Below are 22,836 nucleotides of genomic sequence, written 5' to 3'. Positions count from 1 at the left end.
TCCTCAGCAACAGGAGCTTCAGCGGCAGCCTCGGTCTTCTTAGCTTCCTCAGCCTTTGCGGGGGTTACGACCTCAACCTTGGCGGTCTCTTCCTTCACCTCAACGGCAGACTCAGCAGCGGGCTCAGCAGACTCAGCGGCGGGGGCAACAACTTCCTCCACCTTCGCGGTCTTCTCGACAGTCTCGACCTTAGCAGTCTTCTCCACAACAGCCGGCTCAGCCGCCTTCTTCTCAGCAGCCTCAAACAGGCTATCGAGGGTAGAAGCAACCTCGGTCTCAGACGCAGCGGGAGCGGCAACCTTCGGTGCCGGCGCGTGCTTAGCCTTAGCGTTACGCAGGTTGGTCAGGCCAGCCGCAATCGCCTCATCCAGGGGAACCTCAGGAGCTTTCTCCTTCTTCGGGCGACCCGGACGGCGGCGCTCAGTACCCTGCTGGGCGTCAGAGCTCTCACGAACATTCTTACGCAGAGTTTCACGGGTCTCTGCAGAGGCGTTCTTCTCCTCCGCGAGGGCGTTCAGCGCCTCAAAAACCCCAAGTTCGACGTTCTTCTCGTCAGACATTAATCTTCTTTCGTTACACCCTGCTCCGCACCGCAAGGATTTTAACAGCGCGCATACAGCGCAAAGCCTAGTTGCTGTCACCGCGGCTCAAGCCTCACCCTACGGTGCGCGTTCATCGGCGCTACCGGGCACTATCTCGTTCAGTGCTTCTGCCGTAGGGGGCGAGCGGGCGGAACGCAGAGCGCGCCGCGACGGTCACAGCCACCTCGCTCTCGAGCACGGCACGCTCACACCCTTCCTGGGTGCTCTGCCGGTCTTCGGGTTTCTTCGCCGAGGCGGGCGGCCCGCGCGGTGCGACAGTTATGCTCCGCGGCTTATAGCCGGCGCTCTTCGGGTACTCTCCCTCGATGCGTTGGTGGGGATCTTTATGCGCGTGCGGGGCGCACAAGACACCGTGTTCCATTATACCCGGTAGAGGGTACCTCTAAGCCACCCCGGCGCCCTATCCGGGCATCGCTCCCCCACAGCCGGATACACGGGCACCTTGCAGCAGGCACATTGCCGCGGGCACGCTGCGGCGGACGCATTGCGGGTACAGCAAAGCCGGGCGTGCCACTACGCACCACCCGGCTTCAAAAAGTTCTTACGAGGAGGGGCTAGTCCAGACCTAGCTCCGCATCGCGCGCCTCACGAGCCTGCTGAGCAAGCTTCGGGTCGGTCGGCAGGTACTCCGGACCGGAACCGGTCGCAAACGGAACGCCCAGAATGAAAACAAACGGAGAAACCACCAGCAGAATCACCCACAGCAGCGAGAAGTGACCGGCGGTCAGCAACAGCAGGGCAGTCAGAAAAATAACGGCAGCAACGCCCATTGCGGCAATTCCGGCAGTCTTCACGGTTCTCCTCGAAGGGGTATCAAGAATCTAGTGTCCAGCAGAACGGCAGGCAGTCAACGCCGCAGGCAAAACCCGCGGACGGCTCCGGCTGACGCCGCTCAAGAATATACCTGACCATTATACGCACCCGCGCCGCCTCCCCGCTGACTTCACGGCTCGGGTCACCGGTGCCTCCCCCGCTACCCGGCACCCCAGCCCGGCGTATTCTACCCGGCACGATCAGCCCGGTGTATTCTGCGCAGCCTCACCCACCCGCAGACGCAACAACGCCCCGGCACCAACAAGTACCGGGGCGTTGAAAGTTCGGGGCATCAGCCCTCAACTGCTTAGCGCATCATATTCACAATGACCTCAAAGAAGCGGATCACAATAATGCCAAAAATCAGGATCAGCCACAGGCTAATCGCAAACCACGACCAGCCGCGAGCGCTCTCACGCATCGACTGCGACGCCGGAATAACACCCGCCGAAATATTGCGGACCGTAGTCTTCACAAACAGCGTGATAGTCATAACCCACACGATCATGCAGAACAGGCACAGGGCGTTAATCTGGAACGTCGTCTGGTACCACAGCCACATAATGAATGCGGTCGCCGCCGCCAAACCAATGTTCATGCACACCCAGAACCACTTCTTGAAGCGTGCACCCGCCATCATCGCCGCGCCAATAGTCACCACAATCGAGAAGCCCACCAGACCAATGAACGGGTTCGGGAAGCCGAAAGCTTCCGCCTGCGGAGTGCGCATCACCGTGCCGCAGCTGAGCAGGGCGTTGATATCGCAGACCGTGGAGTGACCGGCATCAATGTAAATCTGCAGGCGCTCGTACACCAGAATCGCTGAAGAAATGAGTGCGATCAGGCCGGCGCCAACCAGCCAGAATCCGAGCTGTCGGTCTGAGTAGCCGCCCGGGGTTCCCGCGTGCCCGTGCTGCGCTTCTTTTGCAGCGCGGGTGGGCTCGGTAGTACTCGATGCGGCGGTACTCATACGACTCCTTTTAGATAGTGTTTCACGGTGGTACTTACCGGCGCGGCATAGCCAGCACCCCGGAAGCAGTACCCCATTTATCCTAGCCTCTCACATTGTTAAATAGCACGCCATTAGCTTCTACATTTCCTATATGACGCCTCAAATCATGCAAATAGGCGTGTTTTTGTGACGTACCTTAAACACAGAAAACCCCGGGAGGCGCCCGCAACGTAGCGGCGGGCGGAACCTTCCGGGGCATGGTGCGCATGTTTTCTATGGCATTCGCCTCATCCACGCGTGGCGGCTCCCACGGCAACTACCGTGGAGCGCACAGACGGCACGTTAGGGCAACGGGTGGGTGTACGACTCGTCAAAGAACAGTTGCTCCAGCTCCACCGCGCGGCTAAAGAACTCGCGGGCACGCTGCGCATCCGACGGGCCCACACGGTCCAGTTCGCGGCGCAGGAAATCAACCAGCTCACGGAACTCCGGGTAGTCGTGCAGGGTAATCCACTCGTGGTGCACAAAAGAGTCGGGGCGCTTGGCGGGAGCCTTCGACGCCCAATCCAGGTACAGGCCCTCGCAAACCATCAGCACCGACAGGATTGCCGCGTAGCTGCCGCTTGCCGCCGCGTCGAGGAAGAGACGCTTGAAGCCGGTGGTCGCCTCTGTATCGGGTATGGATTCACGCTGATGCTCCGTCACGCCCAGAGTCTCAAAACAACGCAGGAAGTAGGTGTTCTCGTCACCGGCAATTTCACCAGCAAACTGCGCCAACCGCAAGCGCCCAGAGAGAGTGTCTGCATTGGCGATTGCGCCACCAATCAGGGCGAGGAAGGTGTCCAAGAAACGGTAGTCCTGCACAAGGTACCCCGCCATAACCTGCGGGGCAATCGTGCCGTCAAAAAGTTCAGTCACAAAGCGGTGATTCGTGGCAGAAAGCCAGGTATCAATGTTCTCCTGGCGCAACGTTTCAGTGAACGAATCAGTTCCATTCACATCAGCAAAGGACGCGGACATAAGAGTTGCCTTTCGAGATAATGCATACCGTCGCTGGTATGCGTATGTGTGCGGGTGTGTTGGCGCGGCCTCAGGCGTTGGGGCCGGCGCCTCAGCGAATATAGCACCGTGACGCCAAGGCGCGCCAGGTTTTGGGGCCAGGTGCCCACAAATTTTCGTTCTTTTCGATTTTTGGGTGGGGTTGGGTGAGTGAAAGCGGGTGATGCCGGTTAAATTCGAGCGATTGGGTTAGGTGAGAGCCCATGGGAACGCGTGAGAAATCATGCGTTCGAGTGGGAGCATGAGGGCAGCGTATGAGGGCAGAATCAAAAAGGCGGGGCACAAAAAGCGGAGGCACGAAAAAGACGGGGCGCCACTCCCCCAGCCGGTAAAACCAACTAGGGGGCGGCACCCCGCCTCATGTCTGCAACCTCAACAGGTCGCTTTAGTGATCCGCATCGTCCTCGGAATCATCATCACCGAAGAAATCATCGGTGTACGAATCGCCCAGCGGCAGACCCAGCGAATCCTCCAGCGAAGAACCCGCAGCAGACTCGCGACCCAGCTCAGCCATGATGCCGTCAAGCAGCTCATCCGGCTCAGCAGAGGCAGCCGCAGCCGCCGCGGCAGCCAGAGTCGAAGCCGACGCCGCACCCGCAGAACCCGCATAAGCACCCTCGGCGGGCAGCTCATCCGGCAGTTCCTCAGCCTCAGCGCCGGGGGTCTTCGCCTCCTCATGCGCAGCCAGCAGGGTACGCGCCTCACCTATGACAGTAATCGAACCGGTAATCAGCACACCCGCCGACTCCTGCTCAAAGAGGGCGTTCTCCATGGCGGTGGCAATCGCCTCGTCCAGGTGCTCAAACACCTCAATCGAGTCTTCGTCCAGACCCGCGTCCAGCGCCAGCTCGTGCAGACGCTCCGGCGCAATCGCACGCGGCGAATCAGACGCGGCCAGGTACAGGCGGAACGTGCTGTCAGAAGCGTCAACGTACTCTTCGCGCATGGCCTCAAACATGCCCAGAGCATCCTTCTCGCCCAAAATACCGACCACAGAATGCAGGTGCGACAGCTTGAACGCCTCAGTCAGCGCAGCCGCAGACGCACGCACACCGTGCGGGTTGTGGCCCGCATCCAGGATGGTCAGCGGCTCGGTGCGCACAACCTCCAGACGGCCCGGCGAGCGCACCGTCTCAAACGCGGTACGCACCACGTCCTCGGGCAGCTGACGCTGACCGCCGAAGAACGCCTCCACGGCGGCGAGAGCCACCACGGCGTTCTGCGCCTGATGCGCACCGTGCAGGGACAGCGGCACATCCGGGTACTCGCCCGCCAGGCCGCGCAGGGTCAGCAGCTGACCGCCGACCGCAAGCTCACGGGAGACAATGCCGAACTCCACGCCCTCGAAGGCGAAGGATGCTTCCTTCTCGCGGGCGGAGGCGAGCAGTACGTCCGCCGCTTCCGGGTCCTGTGCCGCAGAAACCAGGAAGCCACCGGGCTTGATAATGCCGGACTTTTCGGTCGCAATCTCGGCGAGGGTTTCGCCCAGCATGTCGGTGTGATCCAGACCGATCGGGGTGACCACGGAAACCACGCCGTCGGCAACGTTCGTGGAATCCCAGGTGCCGCCGATACCGACCTCGAGCACCACCACGTCCACCGGCTCGTCCGCGAAAATCGCGAAGGCAAGCACGGTAACGGACTCGAAGAAGGTCAGGGCGGGCTCGCCGCGGGAGGTCATCTCCGCGTCCACAATCTGCAGGTAGGGGGCGATTTCCTCCCAAATACGCACAAAGGTGGCGTCCGGTACGGGCGCGCCGTTAATGCAGATACGCTCGGTGACGCTTTCGAGATGCGGGCTGGTAAAGCGGCCCACGCGCAGGTCGTGGCCGAGCAGCAGCGCCTCAATCATACGGGCGGTGCTGGTCTTGCCGTTCGTGCCGGTGATGTGGATGACCGGCGCGGCACGGTGCACGTCGCCGAGGATTTCGACGGCGCGCGCCACAGCGTCCAGGCGCGGCGCCATCTTGTTTTCGGGCGCTCGCGCCAACAGTTCACCGTAGACCCGCTCCACGCCCTCGGGGTCGGGAATTGCGGGGTAATTCTTCTCGCTCATTGTTCTCCTCACTGGGATAGCCGGCCGGTGCCGGCAGGGGCCCGCCGTGTGGCGGGATAGACGACGGGCCGCCCCGCCCAATCAAGGGGGCGGGACGGCCGTACGGTTCAGGCGTTTTATGCCTTGGCTACGCTAATGCTCAGCTCGGCTGCTTCGCTCAGCTGCAGGGACACGGCGAGGGTTTCGCCGGTCACCAGCGCTTCGTTGGTGCGCAGAGCTGCCAGAGTTTCCTCCGGTGCCGCGATGCTCAGGTTGATGCGGTCCGCAACGTTCAGGTCGGCGTCCTTACGTGCCTGCTGAATAGCGCGGATGGTGTCGCGGGCGATACCCTCGGCAACCAGCTCGTCGGTCAGCTCAATGTTGAGGACCAGGAAGCCGCCGGGCAGAACCGCAGCCGCAGTGTGCTCAGCACCCTCAGCGTCAGCGGCAACCACGGTTGCCAGCTCGTATTCGCCCTCTTCCAGATCCAGGCCGCCGTCCAGAGCTGCCACGCCGACCAGGACGGTACCGTCCTCGGTCACGGCCCAGTCACCGGACTTGGATGCCTTAATAGCAACCTGCACCTGCTTGCCCAGGCGCGGACCTGCCGCACGTGCGTTGACCTTCAGCTGCTGGGAGATGCCGTAGTCGGCGGGGTCGACGGTGTCGGCGCTGACGAGCTCCACCTGGCGCAGGTTCAGCTCGTCCTCGACGATGTTCGCGAAGTACTCCGCGCCCTTCTCACCGAAAGCGGTGCCCAGGGCTGCGAACTGCTCGGGTGCGATTGCCACGGTCATCTTCTGCAGCGGCTGACGCACACGGATCTTCTTTTCCTTGCGCAGTGCCGAACCTGCGGAGCAGACCTCACGCACGGTCTGCATGAGAGCCAGCAGGTCGGACTCGTCAGCGAAAGCGGATGCCTCGGGCCAGTCAGCCAGGTGCACGGAGCGTTCACCGGTGAGGCCGCGGTAGATTTCCTCACTGCTGAGCGGCAGCAGGGACGCGGCGACCTTCGACACGGTCACCAGTGCGGTGTAGAGGGTGTCGAATGCGTCGGTGTCTTCGTTGAAGAAGCGCTCGCGGGAGCGACGCACGTACCAGTTGGTCAGTGCGTCGGCGTACTGGCGCAGGGATTCGCAGGCGTTCCAGATGTCGTAGGAGTCCATCGCTGCAGTGACCTGCTCGATGAGTTCGCGGGTCTTGCCGAGGATGAAGCGGTCCATCACGTGCTGCGAGTCGTACTTGAGCTTTGCGCTGTAGCCTTCGCCGTTGTTGGCGGCGTTAGCGTACAGGGCGAAGAAGTGGTAGACGTTCCACAGCGGCAGCATGACCTGGCGAACACCCTCGCGGATACCCTGCTCGGTCACGATCAGGTTGCCGCCGCGCAGGATCGGGGAGGACATCAGGAACCAGCGCATCGCGTCGGAGCCGTCGCGGTCGAGGACCTCGGAGACGTCCGGGTAGTTACGCAGGGACTTGGACATCTTCTGACCGTCCGAGCCGAGCACAATACCGTGGCTGATCACGTTCTTGAACGCGGGGCGGTCGAAGAGCGCGGTGGCCAGTACGTGCAGCACGTAGAACCAGCCGCGGGTCTGACCGATGTACTCGACGATGAAGTCTGCCGGGTAGTGGTTCTCGAACCATTCCTGGTTCTCGAAGGGGTAGTGCACCTGTGCGTAGGGCATGGAGCCGGAGTCGAACCAGACGTCGAGCACGTCTTCCACACGGCGCATGGTGGACTTGCCGGTCGGGTCGTCCGGGTTCGGGCGGGTCAGCTCGTCAATGTACGGGCGGTGCAGGTCGGGTTCGCCGTCCTTGTTCAGGGGCAGGCAGCCGAAGTCTGCCTTGAGCTCTTCGAGGGAGCCGTACACGTCCATGCGCGGGTAGTTCGGGTCGTCCGAAACCCACACGGGGATCGGGGAGCCCCAGAAGCGGTTACGGGAGATGGACCAGTCGCGTGCGTTCTCAACCCACTTGCCGAACTGGCCGTACTTCACGTTTTCCGGGATCCAGTTGATCTGCTTGTTCAGCTCGTACATGCGGTCCTTGAAGTCGGTGACCTTCACGTACCAGGAGGTGATTGCACGGTAGATGAGCGGGGTGCGGCAGCGCCAGCAGTGCGGGTAGGAGTGCACGTAGGACTTCTCGCGGATCAGCACATCGTCTGCCTTGAGGGCGTTGATGATGGTGCGGTTCGCGTCGAATGCCTGCACGCCTGAAATCTCAGCCAGGGCGGTGGAGCCGGAGGCGGTGGGCTCGGCGAAGAGGTTCAGGAACTTTGCGCCTTCGTCGAGGGAGAGAATCACGGGGATGCCGTAGCCTTCACAGACCTTCTGGTCGTCTTCACCGTAGGCAGGTGCCTGGTGGACGATGCCGGTACCGTCACCGGTGGTGACGTAGTCGGCGACGAGAATCTGCCAGGAGGTTTCTGTGCCCCACTTTTCGGTGTCTGCGAAGTAGTCCCACAGCGGGGTGTAGCGCACGTGCTCGAGCTGGGAGCCGGTGTAGCGTGCGGTGACGGCTGCGGCTGCGTCCTTTTCGGGCTGGTCGCCTTCGTAGCCGAGGTCCTTGGCGTAGGAGCCGAGCAGCTCGGAGGCAATCAGGAAGGAGCGGCCCTCAAACTTGCCCGCGCCGGGTACGACGGAGTATTCAATCTCGGGTCCGACTGCGAGCGCCTGGTTGGTGGGCAGGGTCCAGGGGGTGGTGGTCCATGCGAGTGCTTCGACGCCGTCGAGTTCTGCGGCGACCTTCTCGTCAGCACCGAGGGCGGTGTCTGCGGTGAGGCGGAATGCGACGGTGACGGTCTGGTCCTGGCGGTCCTTGTACACGTCGTCGTCCATGCGCAGCTCGTGGTTGGAGAGGGGAGTCTCATCCTTCCAGCAGTAGGGCAGCACGCGGAATCCCTGGTAGGTCAGGCCCTTGTCGTAGAGGCGCTTGAACGCCCAGATGACGGACTCCATGTACTCGACGTTCAGGGTCTTGTAGTCGTTTTCGAAGTCGACCCAGCGGGCCTGGCGGGTGACGTACTTTTCCCACTCGTTGGTGTACTTGAGCACGGATGCGCGGGCAGCGTCGTTGAAGTTGTCGATACCCATTTCGAGGATTTCGCGCTTGTCGGTCATGCCGAGCTGCTTCATTGCCTCGAGTTCTGCGGGCAGGCCGTGGGTGTCCCAGCCGAAGCGGCGTTCTACCTTGTGGCCGCGCTGAGTCTGGTAGCGTGCGACGAGGTCCTTGGCGTAGCCGGTGAGCAGGTGGCCGTAGTGGGGCAGGCCGTTAGCGAAGGGAGGGCCGTCGTAGAAGACGAATTCGTTTTCGCCGTTTTCGCCTGCGGGGCGGTTCTCAACGGATGCGGAGAAGGTGTTGTCCTTCTTCCAGTAGTCGAGGACTGCCTCTTCGAGTGCGGGGAACTTGGGCGATGCGGTGACGCCGCTTCCTGCGGCTTCGAAGGCGCTCGCCTTAGGGTAAACATGGGACATGTGTTTGTGCGCCCTTATCTGTTGTTCTCAACGCTGAGAGGTTGGGGCGACAGGGTACGTAGCACTCGTCGTCCGCACTGTTTCAGCGGGTGAGGATTGACATGACGGGTGCAAGGACGCCTGGGCATCGCTGACTTGCCCGGGTTGTGCCGGGGTCGGGATGCGGCGCGGTACCACCTTGCTTACTGATTTAACAGCTCAACGCACCGAACCCTCCCGGGGCTACGGGGTGCCGCGGTACATGTCCGCGATACCTAGCCACCGGAAGAGCGGCGCGTTGGGCGGGCATCAGTCGCTTATTACAGCTATATCGGGCTTAACCGTCCGGTTCTACTGGGACTACATCTCTTCCGCTAAGACACCCTCGCCGCAGCGATTGGCGGGTGCCCGCAGGTGCGGTCCGTTCTTCCGAATTGCTCGCCGGTGATGGCCGGGTCGTTGCAAACACTAATTAGTTTATGTGGCTTTTGTGTCTGTATGCAACCCCGCGGAGTGTGGGTTTGAATAGCACTTTTCCGATGCACCGATACTGGAGACACAAAACAGATTGGTTCTTCGTTCGGCGATATCTAGAGCGAGTAAGGGGAATAAGAGGTCTTGCACTACCCCGCACTCGGGCGTGTTTAAGGATGTATGTTTTTACATTCCTCAAGTATTGTTTTAAGTGGGTTTCGATTTTTTTGAGGGAGCCTGCGGGATTACTATCAGTACAACCACAAGATATGGGGTGAACACCGATGTAATTCCACTAGATATTCACCCCTACAAGTTTTCACCCCCTCAATATCCCGTGTGGGAACCGGTTTTCCTGGATGATTCAGCAATGCATAGCGAGTGAATAGAGTGCATATTCGGGGATTGCCGAGCGGGCTTCCCCTTGTTGAATCGGGTATTTCTCCTGGACTACTGAAAATCCCCTCGCATTCAGAAAGTTGAACCACCCCCCCTCTCCCCCATCTTTTACAAACACTGGGACGAGACTCTTTCGTTTTTCAGGCCATAAATATGATTGAAATCACTTAGCTCGACATGCACATACCCCCTTCACTGAGCAGTCGCCCCCATCAAATAGCTCCCCACCGACAGGGTGTACCCGCAATACTTTACAGTGATTGATATCTTGAGTACCCCATAGGCTCTCAGGGATTGCTAAGGTATCTTTTCGTGCATTTTGAACTCAAAATAGTCTAAAATGAATCGTGCAACACATCAATGATGATTCGATAGCATCTACCCTCTTCATCGGGGCGCGACCGCTTCTGCATCTAGTTCACCGTCTGCTACCACTACTTCATCAGTGAGCGCTTCAGCAAGTGCCAAGAGCAGCTCGTCCAGCGCGGCACGCGTACCCGTATCTGAGGATGCGCTTGTCGAAGGTTGGAAGAAGTACCCCGGTCCCCTGAAGCTGACCGGCGAGTACATGGGTGAGTACCAGCCCGCAACCGCTTCTTCCCCGGCGAAGAACGTACCCAAGCCCCTCAAGACCGTTCCGCACCGTGAGGAACCGACCTTCCAGGGTGCCTACGAGACGTTGCGCGCATACTACAGCGCCCAGATCACCGCACTCAAGGATGGACGCTACGCGGATCAGACGATTGAGCTGATCTACCCGGCTGATAAGCGCGCTATTGAAGAGGTCAAGGCAGTCAAGGAACTGTACGAGAAGAACGGCTGGTACATGGAGTTCACCTGCAGCATTATCATGCAGGATACGGAGCCTCGAACCGCATTAAAGAACGGTGACGGTTACGTAGAAATCATGATGGATGCCAAGTATTCTGCCACCGCCATTCATATGCCCGATGGCACCGAGCGCAAGGTACCGGAGATTACTCAGGTATCCATGCCGCACGTGATGCTCTACACCGAGGGTAAGTGGTGGCGAATTAGTAACCGCTATGCGGAGGAGCGTTTGAATGACGGCAAGGACTCTTCCTCCTCTTCTGGCTCCAGAGGTTCCAGCTCTGCCGGTTCTAGCGGTTCGCCGTCCTCGGGTCGCGGCTCCACTAAGGTCTAATTCCGGCAAGCTCTAATTCCACAGGTGTCTAATACCCACGGCCTACTACCCCCTCCCGAACCTCTCTCCCCTCCCCGGTCGAGAGTAAGGTCGAGAATAACCCCGTCTTATAATTCCAATCATCAATAACCCAAAGTCGTTGAGGTACAGTTACCCTACACCTCACCGGCTTTGGGTTATTGTGCCTTAAAGACAATGTCCAGGGTTTTTTGACGAAGTTTTAAAACCAATCTTCTATAGTAAGAATTGGATAATTCATACCGCCGCAGTTCACGCTCCGGCACACCCGTATCCCGGTACCCCCTTTGTACCGCGCCCCATACAAAACGATGAGGCGGGTCCTTTCGTACGCATCACAGCGTTGTGAAGCGAGCTACCTCAATCAACCATTTTCAGGAGATACCATGTCCTTCCGGCCGAGTGCACACGCCAGCTTCTCTGCTAACGACCGAAACGGATTGACCCGCCGCACCGTTCTTTTTGGCAGTCTGACCGCCGGTACTTTGGCTCTAGCAGGATGCGCTTTCAACAAGGATATTCGCCCCACCGGTACCGGCGATACTTTCTCCGGCTCCCCGAGCTCCTCCGCTTCCCCCTCAGCTTCGGCTTCGGCATCCGCCTCTGCTTCGTCTTCGTCCTCATCAATCCATAACAGCGCGAAGATTATTCCGCCCACCGAGTTCTTGAAGGACTATAAGAAGTACATTGGCGACGTCAAGTACGAGTACAGGCCCGCCCTTGCGCACTATGTTGAGCCGACCGAAACTTCCCCCGCGAAGAACGTTCCGATTCCGGTCATTGATGCGGTGTCTCAGCGTACCGTCAGTCTCGAGGGCGCCTACAAGACCCTGGCTGCTTACCAGAGCGCGTACATTGCTGCGATGTACAACGGCGACCTGCAGTACCTCAAGGGTCTGGTTCACGGCGCTGACAGCGGCCTGGTCAACAACCTGAAGGCTATTGCTAAGCTCTACGCCGCGGGTGGTTGGACTAAGGACTACGAGAGCAAGCTGAGCATCCGTGACGATAAGGACGCGAAGGCTCTTGTCTCTACCGATTTGGCTGTTGTGGCGTTCCCCTGCCGGGATGTCGTCAAGGAATACACCATCTACCAGAAGGGCACGGGTGAGCCTCAGAAGGCAAGCACCCTGGACGTCGTGATCTACGTGGTGTACGCCGAGGGCAAATGGTGCGTGACCAGCCGTGAGTACTTCGTGTCCCAGTACAGCGACCAATTCCGCAAGGTCTTTGAGGGTCCCTCCGCATCTTCTTCTGCAGGCAAGTCCGGTAGCTCTAGCTCTGGTAGTAACAACGACTTCAAGATCTAGGCTCTGAGAGCAACACCCCTGACGAAGCGGGGCGGGTATCAGTCGATACCCGCCCCGCTTTCGTATGTTTTTGTGCCGCCGCGCTACCGGCGCTACTGCGCCTGCGAGCGCCTCAGTCGCCCAACATCTAGCATTTGCACGCGCAGCAATAACAGCAGACACAGCAGCAGCCCCGCTCCTTGGCAACTAGGAAAACCAAGGTTGCGGGGCTGCGTAATACTATCTAGTGCACCGCCTCTAGGAGGTGGAACGCTCACGCAGACGCTCGTGAACCTCGCTCACAAAGCGGTTCTGATCATCGCGAGCATAATGCACGACTTCACCGATGACGGTAATAGCCGGCGCCTTAACCGATGCGCAATCTACCTGAGCGTTCTCAAGGGTCGTGACATTCACGCGCTCCTTCTCAGAGAAACCGTTCTCAATGGTTGCCAGCGGCGTGTCAGCCTCAATCCCACGAGAGAGCAGAGACGCCACCGTATCGGGCAGGGTACGAACGCCCATCAGCAGCACCACGGTGCCCTGGGCACGCAGGGTCGCCTCAACCGCCGACACTTCGGTCTCCGACAGGCCGGAGTGACCAGAAATGACGGTGAAAATCGAGGATACCTTACGCAGGGTCACCGGAATCGCCGCACGCGCAGGAACCGCAATGGCGCTGGTAATGCCGGGGATAACCTCAGCCTCCAGGCCTGCGGCGATGCATGCATCCAGCTCTTCAGCGCCGCGACCGTACACGTACGGGTCGCCACCCTTCAAACGCACCACGGTCTTACCCGAAAGCGCGTAATCAATCATGAGCTGCTGAATGCGGGACTGCGGAACAGCGTGCTTGCCGGGAACCTTGCCCACATCAACAATGAGGGCGTTCGGCGCGTACTCACCATACTCCTGCGGGGCGAGGTGATCCAGAAGGACCACGTCCGCCTCACTCAGGGCACGTGCCGCACGCAGGGTCAGCAGGTCAGCGGCACCGGGGCCGCCCCCCACAATGTAGACCTTGCCGGGGTTCTCAGCAGGCTCGCCGGGCAGAAGAATGCCACGTTCCGTCACGCTATCGCCCAGGGTGTGACCGGGCGCCCCGCCCGCGAGAATTTCGTCAATAGTGGCGAACTCGCGGGGCGGGAACGGAGGAATCTTCGGGCACATACTACGCTGCCGGGACCGGGTTGAGGTCACTGGGCTTACCCACGGGAATCTTGGCACCGGTCAGCAGGACGGTGTTGGACTCGCCAGCTTCTGCCGCCGCAATTTCCTCGGGGGTTGCGGGGCGAATCTGCTCGCGCTCCAGCACGTACAGGTGCGAACCCTCGTCGCTGCCGTCGGGCTGGTTGATGAAGGCACGGAAGCGGCGCAGGCGGCGCTCGTCGCGCAGGGTTGCAGCCCACTCGTCCTCGTAGGAGTCAACGTGACGCTGCATATCGCGTTCCAAGTCCTCGCACACACCCAGGGAGTCCTCAATGAGGACGGACTGCAGGTGTGCCAGACCGTCGCCGTGCTCCTCATCCAGGTCCTCAAGCCAACGAGCAGTACGCTGCAGCTTGTCTGCGGTACGGATGTAGTACATCAGGTAGCGGTCAATGTAGCGGACGATGTCCTCGCTGGAGGCGTCCTTGACGAAGAGACGACCGTGAGCGGGGTTTGCACCACCGTTACCACCCAGGTACAGGTTCCAGCCGTTGGTGGTTGCAATCAGACCAACGTCCTTACCCTGTGCCTCAGCACATTCACGGTTACAACCGGAAACACCGAACTTGAACTTGTGCGGGGAGCGCAGACCGCGGTAACGGTTCTCGAGCTGGACTGCCATGCCGGTAGAGTCCTGAACACCGAAGCGGCACCAGGTCGAACCCATGCAGGACTTCACGTTACGCAGGGACTTACCGTATGCCTGACCGGACTCGAAGCCAGCATCCACCAGGCGTTCCCAAATGTAGGGCAGCTGCTCCAGGCGAGCACCGAACATACCGATACGCTGTGCACCGGTGATCTTCACGTACAGACCGAACTCTTCAGCGACCTCTGCGATGACACCCAGCTTCTTAGCGGGAATCTCACCTGCAGGAATACGCGGAACGACGGAGTAGGTACCGTTCTTCTGCATGTTTGCCAGCGCACGGTCGTTGGTCTCCTGAATACCACCGCGGCCTGCATCCAGGACGTAGGAGTTGCGGAAGGAGGAGAGAATCGACGCAACGGTCGGCTTACAGATAGCACAGCCGTCGCCACCGCGGCCGAAGCGTGCCAGCACGGAGTCGAAGTCATCCAGGCTGGTCAGGCGCACAGCCTCAGCCAGCTCAGCACGGGAGAAGTCGAAGTGCTCACACAGTGCCTTGGAGACGGCCAGACCCATCTTCTTCATCTGCTGTTCCAAAGTCTTCTGCAGCATCGGAACACAGGAACCACACTGGGTACCCGCGGTGGTGCAGGACTTCAGGGATGCAACATCGTGGTTGCCGTCAACGATTGCCTCGCGGACAGCACCGAAGCTGATGTTGTTGCAGGAACACAGGATTGCGTCGTCGGGCAGTTCGGTGTCGGGGATGCCGTCGCCGCCGCCAGCTGCGGTCAGGTAGACGTTCGGCTCAGCGGGCAGTTCGCGACCGAGCAGGGGCTTCAGGGAGTCGAAGGGAGCGGTGTCACCAACAAACACGCCACCCAGCAGGGTCTTTGCGTCGCCACTGGTCACAATCTTCTGGTACATACCGCGCGCGGGATCTGCGAACAGAACCTCGAGGCAACCCTCGGTGGTGCCGCGGCGGTCACCGAAGCCAGCAACCTGAACGCCGGAGAACTTCAGCTTGGTTGCAATGTCGAACTCTTCAACCTGAGCTTCTTCGTTGTCGTTGAGCAGGTTAGCTGCCACAGCGTCAGCCATAGCGTTAGCCGGTGCGACCAGACCCCAGGTGCGGCCCAGTACGCAGGCGACCTCACCGATAGCCCAAATGTGCTCGTCGGAGGAGTGGCATGCGTCGTTGACGAGAATACCACCGCGCTCGCCCAGTGCCAGATCGGCGTCGCGTGCCAGCTCGTCGTTGGGGCGAATACCGGCACCGAAGACCACCATGTCGGCGGGCAGGGTGCGGATTTCTGCATCCTCAGAGGGAGAATCTGCGATGGAGACGGAGACGACGTTGCCGTCAGCATCCTTGTTGATGCCGGAGATGTACACGCCGGTCTCAATCTCAATGCCGGTTGCCTTGATCTGGGCGTTCACGGCGTAACCGCCGCCCTGGTCAACCTCAACGGAGAGCAGCCAGGGTGCCACGTCCAGGATGGTGGGCTCTGCGCCCAGGTCCTTCAGACCCTCAGCTGCTTCGAGGCCGAGCAGACCGCCACCGACGACAATACCGCGGGGTGCGCGGCCGAGGGTGTCCTGCAGGCGCTTGACCTCGGAGACCATGTTCTTCACGTCGTCAATGGTGCGGAAGACGTGTGCAGCGTCCGAGTTAAGAATGGGGATACGAACCGCGCGGGAACCGGTTGCGAATACCAGCACATCGTAGGGGTACTCGTTGCCCTCGGTGTCGGTAACAACGCGGCGGGTGCGGTCAAGCTTCTCTGCGTGGCAGTTGTTGACCAGGTTGATGTTCTCTGCATTCCACAGTTCGGGATCACCGAGGGTCAGGTCCTTCTCGGTGTCCTTGAAGATCTGCTCGATAGCAACGCGGTCGTAGGGGATGTAGGGCTCGTCGTTGAGGACGGTGATGGTGTCCGCCGCGCGACCGGCAGCTTCAGCGCCTTCGTGGTACGCGCGTACAAAACGCCACGCAGCGGGGCCTGCGCCGACAACGAGAATGTTGCGGGGGGTGTGCGACATAGATTTTCCTTCCTAGTTGTAATGCAGGTAGTTCATGGCACTTGTCTACTCTCAGTACGCGGCTGTGGCGTGCCTGGCGTTGGAACTCCTAGTTTCCGCGCCGTTGGGCTCGTACCTGATGCGTACCGAGTAGTTGGAGCGCCCGCTTCTTTAGAATGCATCTGAAAATTACGAAACATTTTTGTGTGGGATTATGTTGTTTTTTCCAGGCAGTCAAAAGGCGTTTTAAACTACGACTTTTATCGTACACTCTAGCGCGGGCTCGAAGCATCGAAAATCCGCATTTTTTGGGAAAATTTTCCAAAAAACCCGCGGAATACCGGGCTGAAATAGGGTATTCTTACCTTACCTAAACTTAATTTAGGTAAGGCTAATCTATGAAATTTGAGATTGTCTTTTTAGGGTAAAAATAACCTTTAGCACCCTCCGCGCGCCCCATTTCCAAATGTGGGTTTCATAAGGTAAACTCCAAACAAAGAACACACGAACCGCTATTGTGTCCTGCACCCGCGCGGCGCAGACCACCGCTTCGAAAGGAAACCCCCATGGCTGAGAACTGGGTACGCATCTGCGCCGAATCTGACCTCGAAGAAAACTGGGGCGAAGTCGCCCTGGTCGACGGCTACCAGTACGCCATCTACAAGACCAAGCACGGCATCTTCGCCAGCGACCACCTCGACCCGCACAGCCAGGCACTGGTCCTCGCACGCGGCATCGTCGGCGAGAAGAACGGCAACCCCACCATCACCTCCCCCCTCTACAAGGAGGTCTACGACCTGACCACCGGCGAGTGCGTCTCCGACCCCTCCTACTCCATCAAGGTCTACCCCGTAGAGGTCCGCGACGGCGACGTCTACCTCAAGACCGCCTAAGCACGGTCAGCCTCCACGGCTCTCAAACACAGCAACACAAAAAACCTCGGGACGTAACAGTCCCGAGGTTTTTTGTATGGGTTTTCAGAAGCCCCTCATCAGGTGGTGTGAGCAGCGAGCACACTAGCCTGACTAGGTCATCTAGGCGGCGTCCAGCTGCGCAATAGCCGCATCCATGCGGTCAATAAAGCACTCCGCCACCACGGCAGCAGAAGCACCACCCTGCGCGTTCACCAGCGGCGCGGCAACCTTCACCGGCACACCGGTCGACTCAGCATCACGGCGCATCTTACCGGAGAAGAAACCCTCCGCCAGCAGGTAGGTCGCAGCAAACTTAGGCTGATGCTCGGCAACGACCTCGTGGAACTTCGGATCAATCGCGGCAACGAAACCGTGATGCACCGGAACGTGCAACTCCTCAGCCAGCAGCTCAGCCGCACGGCTCATATCCGCGCGACCATCAGCACGAGAAGAACCCGCAGCACCCTGAACGACAGGGCCATCGCCGGGAGTCCAGCCAATTTCCTCCAGGCGGGCGCGGGTCAGTGCGGCAAGGCGCGCATCCGGGCCCAGAGACTCGCCAATACTAATACGCTCAATACCGCTATTGCGCGCGGCACGGCGCAAATCCACCTGAGTGTGGAAACCGGTCGACAGCAGAATCGGCACAATAACGCAGGGCTCATCATTGGGTAGAGAGGCTGCGGCATCATCAACGCTGGGAGATTCCACATCCACATATGCGGCATGGATACGGTATTCCACGCCGTCGTTACGCTGCGCGAGCAGGAACTTGATCTGCTCACGAATCAGCGTAATAGCCTCGCGACCGGCGGCCGAGTCGGTGCCGTGCGAGGTTGCGATTACATTCAGAATAGTCATGTTTCCATTGTATGAAAGGAACACCCCGCTTCCCCACTCATGAACACGAGTGACGAAGCGGGGTGTTGCGCGAAAGCTAAATATTAGCTCTTGCGGCGGCGTGCCACAACCAGTGCGGTACCTGCAGCCAGGATGATAGCGCCAGCTGCTGCGGCGAACATAGCGCCGGATGCGCCAGTCTGTGCCAGCTTCGAGGAGGGGCTACCGGAGGTCGAGGAGCCACCTACGGAAGAACCACCACCGAGGGAGGAACCACCGTTAGAGGAACCGCCATTGGAGCCGCTCACACCCAAGTTGTCGGACGCGCCGGAATCAGCATCAGAACCGCCGTTGGAGCCGCCCTTGTGACCGGCAGTGTTCTGGTCGGCGGTGCTGCTCTCAGAAGCAGAAGCGCTCGCGGAAGCGGAAGCGCTCGAAGATGCCGACTCGCTCGCCGAAGCGGTCGCCGAAGCGGTCGCCGAAGCGGTCGCCGATGCGCTGCTGGAGCTGCTTGCGGAGCTCGATGCGCTCACAGAAGCAGACGCGCTAGCGGACTCGCTCGCCGAGGGGGTCACGGCGGGAACGCTCGGAACCGCGGTCGGGGATGCGCCCACCGATGCGCTCGGGGTTACAGAAGCGCTCGGGGCAACAGAAGGCACCACGGACGCGGTCGGCAGAGACGGCGAGGTGGGCTCCTCCGAAGGCACTGCGGTGGGTTCTGCGGTCACGCTGGGCTCAGCGGTTGCAGAAGGCTCCACGGTCGGCTCCGCAGTGGGTTCAGCAGTCGGCTCAGCGGTCACGGTCGGCTCAGCAGAAGGCGCGACGGTCGGTGCCACGGTAGGCTCAGCAGAAGGCGCGACGGTCGGTTCAGCGGACTTAGTGGGCTCTGCGGTCGGAGCTACGGTGGGAGCAACGGTCGGCTCAGCAGGCTTAGTGGGCTCAGCGCTCGGCTCTGCAGTAGGAGCAACGGTCGGCTCGGGTGCCTTAGTCGGCTCAGCAGAGGGCGCCTCGGTCGGTGCAACAGTCGGCTCTGCAGGCTTGGTCGGCTCAGGTGCCGGGGTCTGTTCCGGTGCCGAGTTCGCTGCCAGACGGTTCAGCCACAGCTGATCCTCGTAGGTGTTCGGGTTCTCGAAGCTGGTCGGGTAGATAATATCGCCGTTGGGCAGTTCGAGAGCGTTGTAGCCGCCGCTCTTGTCGGTCTTGCGCATCGAGGAGAGAACCACCTCGTTCACCTTGTTCAGGGTGTCGTCCATGAACACCAGGCGGGAGCCGGAGGCGTCCACCACAACCACGTTGCCCGCGCGGGTCAGGAACATGGTGGCAACCTCGGTCTTCTCGAAGCCCTCAAGAGTTGCGGACTCGCGAACCACGCTGAAAGTGCCGTTCTCGTACTTGAGAATCTGCACCTTACCGCCGTACCAGTTGTTCCAACGGTAAATGTATCCCTTGGGGCTGACCAGGGTCGAGGGCAGGGCGGTGGTGTACCCCTCGGGCGAGGAGTTCGGCACCAGGGACACGCCGTTGCTGCTCAGGTGCAGCAGGTGGCCCTTCTGGACTACGTTTTCGCCAGCCGCATCGTAGATGGAGGTCGACGGCGCGTACACGAAGCTGCCGTCGGGCAGCGGTGCGAGGGTCACGGTGTTGTTGGAGAACGCGTCGCCGTAGTACTCGTCGAGCGAGTATGCGTTCACAACCTGCGGGTCGATAGAGTCGGGTTTCGGCAGGGCCTGCGAGGTTGCCTTGCCGGATGCGTCAATGATGGTCAGCTTGCCACCGCCCTGACCGTCAATGCTGACGATGCCCCAGGTGTTGTTGGCGGGGTTGTAGCCGATTGCCTTGACGGTGGTGGTGCCGAGGTCTGCGTCGGAGTAGGTGCCGGAGGAGACGAGCTTGCCTTCGGCGGTCACGGTGTACAGCTCGGGCTTGTTGGTCTCGCTGCCGATGACGAGCATGCGGTTGCCGTCAGCATCCACCGCAAAAACGCCCTTGATTGCCTTCAGGACGCCGGTGTCGGTCATCTTCAGGTTGGAGCTGGTCAGCACGGTGTAGGTGGTGTCACCGCTGAAGCTCGGGGGTGCCACGTGCACGATGTGGTTCTGACCCAGACGTGCGGTGTTCTGGGGCTGGTTCACACCCGCGCCGGTGTTGTAGGACTCAGCGACGCTGTAGGCGCTCTTGGGGGTGTTAGCTGCGCTACCGTTGTAGGAGATGCTCAGCGGGTCGAGGCTGGCGCCTTCGTTGTAGAAGTCAGAGAAGGCGTGGTTACCGTCGGCGGTCAGGTTCGCGGAGATGCCGCTGATGCTGACCACGCCGTCCTTCTCGCTCTGCTTAGCGGTGCCGGTGCTCAGGGTCGCCATCTTGACTTCCATGGGGCCCTCGAACTTGCCGGAGGCGTAGTTCTTGGTGCGCACGGTCATGTAGAGGGAACCGGTGCCGTCAGCGAGGTTCAGTTCCACGCGGGGGTTGGAGAAGGTGAGGTTCAGGGCGCAACCGGTTTCGGGGTCCTGACCTTCGGCGCAGTGGCCGGTGAACCAGAGACGGCCGGCAGCCTGCAGGGTGACCTGCTTACCGTCTTCAGAGACGGTGGTGGAGGTCGGGGTGAAGGTGAACTGCTTTGCGGTTGCGTCCCAGGCTGCGCCGTCGGTCATTTCGCGGGGCATACCGTTGTAGGACAGGAAGGAGGCGCGCACGCCCCAGCCGAAGGATGCGCCAGCGGTTGCCTGGTCGCCTGCTGCGACGTTCTGTGCGGCAACGTTCTGGGCGGCGATATTAATGTTCTCGGCGAGAACGGGTGCCAGGGGCAGGGCAACAGCGCCAGCGACGGCGAGGGCGCAGGCTCCCTTGGAGAGGCGGGTGCCAGATGTGAAAATTTTCATTGGTGTGTATCCATGCTATCGACATTGTTAGGACAGGCTTACTATATCGATAGTGTGAGCATTTCTCAACATCAGATTCCAAGAAACCATTTTGTGACAGCGCACGCGAAATATACCGCACCACCTGCACCAATACCCTCGCACGCCGACGACTACATTCCGCCAAGGTAGAGCACTGAGGCAGTGCCTACTCCCCTAGCTTCGCTTCCCCAGACTCTCTTCACCTAGTCTCGCTTCGAAGAGTTAAAACGCGACATACCCAGGGCACCAAGAATCAGACCGCCACCCAAAGTCACCAAAATCGGCAACAGAGGCGAGGACTTCTCAACCCCGCGAGTAATTTGCGCCTCCGTTGCCTTCACACCATTCGGCAATCCAGAATCAGTACGAACCTGAGAGGAAGAACCGTTCAGAATCGCGGCACGGCGAGACTGAGCCGCCGAATCGGTACCCGAGGGCAAATTAGACTCGGGGGTCACCACCTCAACAGGCTGCGCCTCCCCGGTGCGGTACCCCAGCGCCGAAGAAGACGCGGTGGCAGAGCTACCGGCAGCGCGCGGAACAGAAATCGTGGCGTCATTAGTACCCGGAGCCATGGCAGTATCAGCCTGAATACCGCGGGTCTTAGACCTGGAACCCGCAGCGGGTGCATTCACACCGGATGCGTCCGCAGTCTCAGAGGCAGACGCGGAAGATACAGCAACCGGCTTCTCCTCGTTCACATACGAAGAACCGGACGATGATCCACCGCCCTCAGAGGACGCCTGAGTCACCGTAAAACGCACCGTATTGAGCTGAAGGTTACCGTCACCGGCAGCATCAAAAGCCGCCACCAGGTACGTCCTACCAATCTGCAGGGACGCGCCGGGCACGCCAATCACCGCTTCAAAAGCGCCCGCAGAAATAGATTCCGGGCCAACGTGCACAATGGCGAGCGCATCGCCCACAGTGTTGCCATTGGAGTCGATTTCCATGACGATCAGGTCGTAGCCCTTGTCATTCTGGGGGAAGTTCGTGGCACGGACCGTGACAGGCTTCGTATCATCCTGAGAGTCACCCTGCGAGTCCTGAATGGACAGGTGCGCCTTGCCCTTGCGCTGGTTCATCGGGTCATACACGCTATTGTCTTCGGAGATAACGTACTGACCAGAATCCTTGTTCTGCGGGTTATCTACGGTACGGCGAACCGTGTCACCGTTCGTATCGGTGGATGACGTAGGGGTGGGCGAAGGCAGGTTTACCGCCTCGGGACTTGGGGCGGCAGTTGCCTCAGCGGTTTCTGCTTCTTCACGCTCAACATCGGCCGGAGGTTCAGTGGGCTTTGCCTTACCGTTACGCGGATCGACGGCCTGAGCTAGACGCTTCCCATCTTCTTTAACAAAAAATTCGTAGGAGATGTTGTTGATGCTATCGGTCAGAACGATGACGTACACAACTTCTTTTTCCTTGGCGAGGCTCATCAAGAGGCTATATTCGCCCCCATTCTCTCCCTCGGATACCCGCGGGTTCTCAACAATGGAACCGCCGTATTCACCAGTCACGGTGTAGAAGTCGATGTCTACCAGAATGTCTGTAACGCTCAGCTCTATAGGGAATCCGTTCCACCGCAGCAGAAAACCGCCCTCTTGAAGCTGCGCCTGCAAGGTGATATTGGATGCCGCGTTCCACTTCTGCGCCTTCTGTTCTGCGTTGTGGCCAACGCTTTTGGGCGCCGCCGAATATGTGGTGACGGGGGGTTCAGCCGCAATGGAGGGTACAACAAATCCGCATTGAAGTCCCGCAATCAAAAGGGTTGCGGTGCCAACACGGTACTTTATTGATTGAGTGCTCATGCGGTACGTCTTTTCATGGTGGAATTGATGCGTGCTAACGGCATGTCTTCGTATGCTCCTGGGAGCCTCCATGGATGTAAGGTCCCGGAAAGGTCATACCTCACTCCGCCTCGCAATTTCTGCCGGTGAAGACATAGCAGTAACGCGCACCTATTTATCGGTTATTTCAACCCTATCACGAATATTATGGTTCGTTCACGCGAAATTAGATGCTTTTGAACACCCTGAACGCGCAATTCACTCCCATAATCTGCAACTACAGATTATGGGAGTGAGAGATATCTCAAGGC

At 59.8% G+C, this 22,836-nt stretch carries 13 protein-coding genes and 1 pseudogene; 3 read left to right on the top strand and 11 right to left on the bottom strand.

From position 1 onward, the window contains the following. The 6 genes and pseudogenes from HMPREF2779_RS09265 to ileS form a co-directional block, all read right to left on the bottom strand. Window positions 1-560: pseudogene (locus HMPREF2779_RS09265) on the bottom strand (ribonuclease G); the annotation flags it as partial. A 596-nt stretch (window positions 561-1,156) separates the two neighbouring features. Next, window positions 1,157-1,396 carry a nucleoside-diphosphate sugar epimerase gene (locus tag HMPREF2779_RS08340; RefSeq protein WP_070635093.1) on the bottom strand — a complete coding sequence of 80 codons (240 nt, stop codon included), beginning with the start codon at window positions 1,394-1,396 and terminating at the stop codon, window positions 1,157-1,159. Window positions 1,397-1,722: 326 nt separating this feature from the next. Continuing rightward, window positions 1,723-2,385 carry a vitamin K epoxide reductase family protein gene (locus HMPREF2779_RS08335; protein WP_070686501.1) on the bottom strand — a complete coding sequence of 221 codons (663 nt, stop codon included), beginning with the start codon at window positions 2,383-2,385 and terminating at the stop codon, window positions 1,723-1,725. A gap of 324 nt (window positions 2,386-2,709) precedes the next feature. Continuing rightward, the gene (locus HMPREF2779_RS08330) at window positions 2,710-3,387 is read right to left on the bottom strand and encodes a TenA family protein (RefSeq protein WP_070686503.1); all 678 of its coding nucleotides are present in this window, start codon (window positions 3,385-3,387) and stop codon (window positions 2,710-2,712) included. A 424-nt stretch (window positions 3,388-3,811) separates the two neighbouring features. Further along, complete coding sequence (locus tag HMPREF2779_RS08325; protein WP_105361290.1) at window positions 3,812-5,482, bottom strand: bifunctional folylpolyglutamate synthase/dihydrofolate synthase; 1,671 nt, start codon at window positions 5,480-5,482, stop codon at window positions 3,812-3,814. A 116-nt stretch (window positions 5,483-5,598) separates the two neighbouring features. Further along, a complete protein-coding gene (gene ileS / locus HMPREF2779_RS08320; protein WP_105361289.1) occupies window positions 5,599-8,940 on the bottom strand; it encodes an isoleucine--tRNA ligase in 3,342 nt (1,113 codons plus the stop codon). A 1,297-nt stretch (window positions 8,941-10,237) separates the two neighbouring features. On the opposite strand from ileS, the gene HMPREF2779_RS08315 reads away from it, so the two are divergent. Together HMPREF2779_RS08315 and HMPREF2779_RS08310 are read left to right on the top strand one after the other, a co-directional pair. Continuing rightward, the gene (locus tag HMPREF2779_RS08315) at window positions 10,238-10,957 is read left to right on the top strand and encodes a DUF6318 family protein (RefSeq protein WP_233992329.1); all 720 of its coding nucleotides are present in this window, start codon (window positions 10,238-10,240) and stop codon (window positions 10,955-10,957) included. Between the two features lie 404 nt (window positions 10,958-11,361). After that, window positions 11,362-12,285, top strand: a complete 924-nt coding sequence (locus HMPREF2779_RS08310) for a DUF6318 family protein (RefSeq protein ID WP_105361288.1) — start codon at window positions 11,362-11,364, stop codon at window positions 12,283-12,285. 237 nt (window positions 12,286-12,522) lie between these two features. On the opposite strand, the gene cobA is transcribed toward HMPREF2779_RS08310, so the two are convergent. Further along, window positions 12,523-13,434, bottom strand: a complete 912-nt coding sequence (gene cobA / locus HMPREF2779_RS08305) for a uroporphyrinogen-III C-methyltransferase (RefSeq protein WP_105361287.1) — start codon at window positions 13,432-13,434, stop codon at window positions 12,523-12,525. 1 nt (window position 13,435) lies between these two features. Beyond that, window positions 13,436-16,105, bottom strand: a complete 2,670-nt coding sequence (nirB, locus tag HMPREF2779_RS08300; protein WP_105361286.1) for a nitrite reductase large subunit NirB — start codon at window positions 16,103-16,105, stop codon at window positions 13,436-13,438. Between the two features lie 545 nt (window positions 16,106-16,650). Here nirB and nirD point away from each other — a divergent pair. Then, window positions 16,651-16,977: a nitrite reductase small subunit NirD gene (gene nirD, locus HMPREF2779_RS08295; RefSeq protein ID WP_049350096.1), complete on the top strand. Its 327-nt coding sequence runs from the start codon at window positions 16,651-16,653 to the stop codon at window positions 16,975-16,977. A gap of 141 nt (window positions 16,978-17,118) precedes the next feature. On the opposite strand, the gene HMPREF2779_RS08290 is transcribed toward nirD, so the two are convergent. The 3 genes from HMPREF2779_RS08290 to HMPREF2779_RS08280 all read right to left on the bottom strand — a co-directional run bounded on the left by HMPREF2779_RS08290 (window position 17,119) and on the right by HMPREF2779_RS08280 (window position 22,546). Further along, window positions 17,119-17,859, bottom strand: a complete 741-nt coding sequence (locus HMPREF2779_RS08290; RefSeq protein WP_233992328.1) for a sirohydrochlorin chelatase — start codon at window positions 17,857-17,859, stop codon at window positions 17,119-17,121. Window positions 17,860-17,942: 83 nt separating this feature from the next. Beyond that, window positions 17,943-20,714, bottom strand: coding sequence for an HtaA domain-containing protein (locus HMPREF2779_RS08285; protein ID WP_105361284.1), 2,772 nt, complete (start codon window positions 20,712-20,714; stop codon window positions 17,943-17,945). A 224-nt stretch (window positions 20,715-20,938) separates the two neighbouring features. Continuing rightward, a complete protein-coding gene (locus HMPREF2779_RS08280) occupies window positions 20,939-22,546 on the bottom strand; it encodes an enoyl-CoA hydratase (protein ID WP_105361283.1) in 1,608 nt (535 codons plus the stop codon). Between the last annotated feature and the right edge of the window lie 290 nt (window positions 22,547-22,836).

The organism is Rothia sp. HMSC069C03 (genome assembly GCF_001811075.1).
In the GTDB taxonomy this organism is placed as follows: domain Bacteria; phylum Actinomycetota; class Actinomycetes; order Actinomycetales; family Micrococcaceae; genus Rothia; species Rothia mucilaginosa.
Note: the sequence above shows the minus strand (reverse complement) of the source record. Positions and strands in the feature narration are given on the sequence as shown.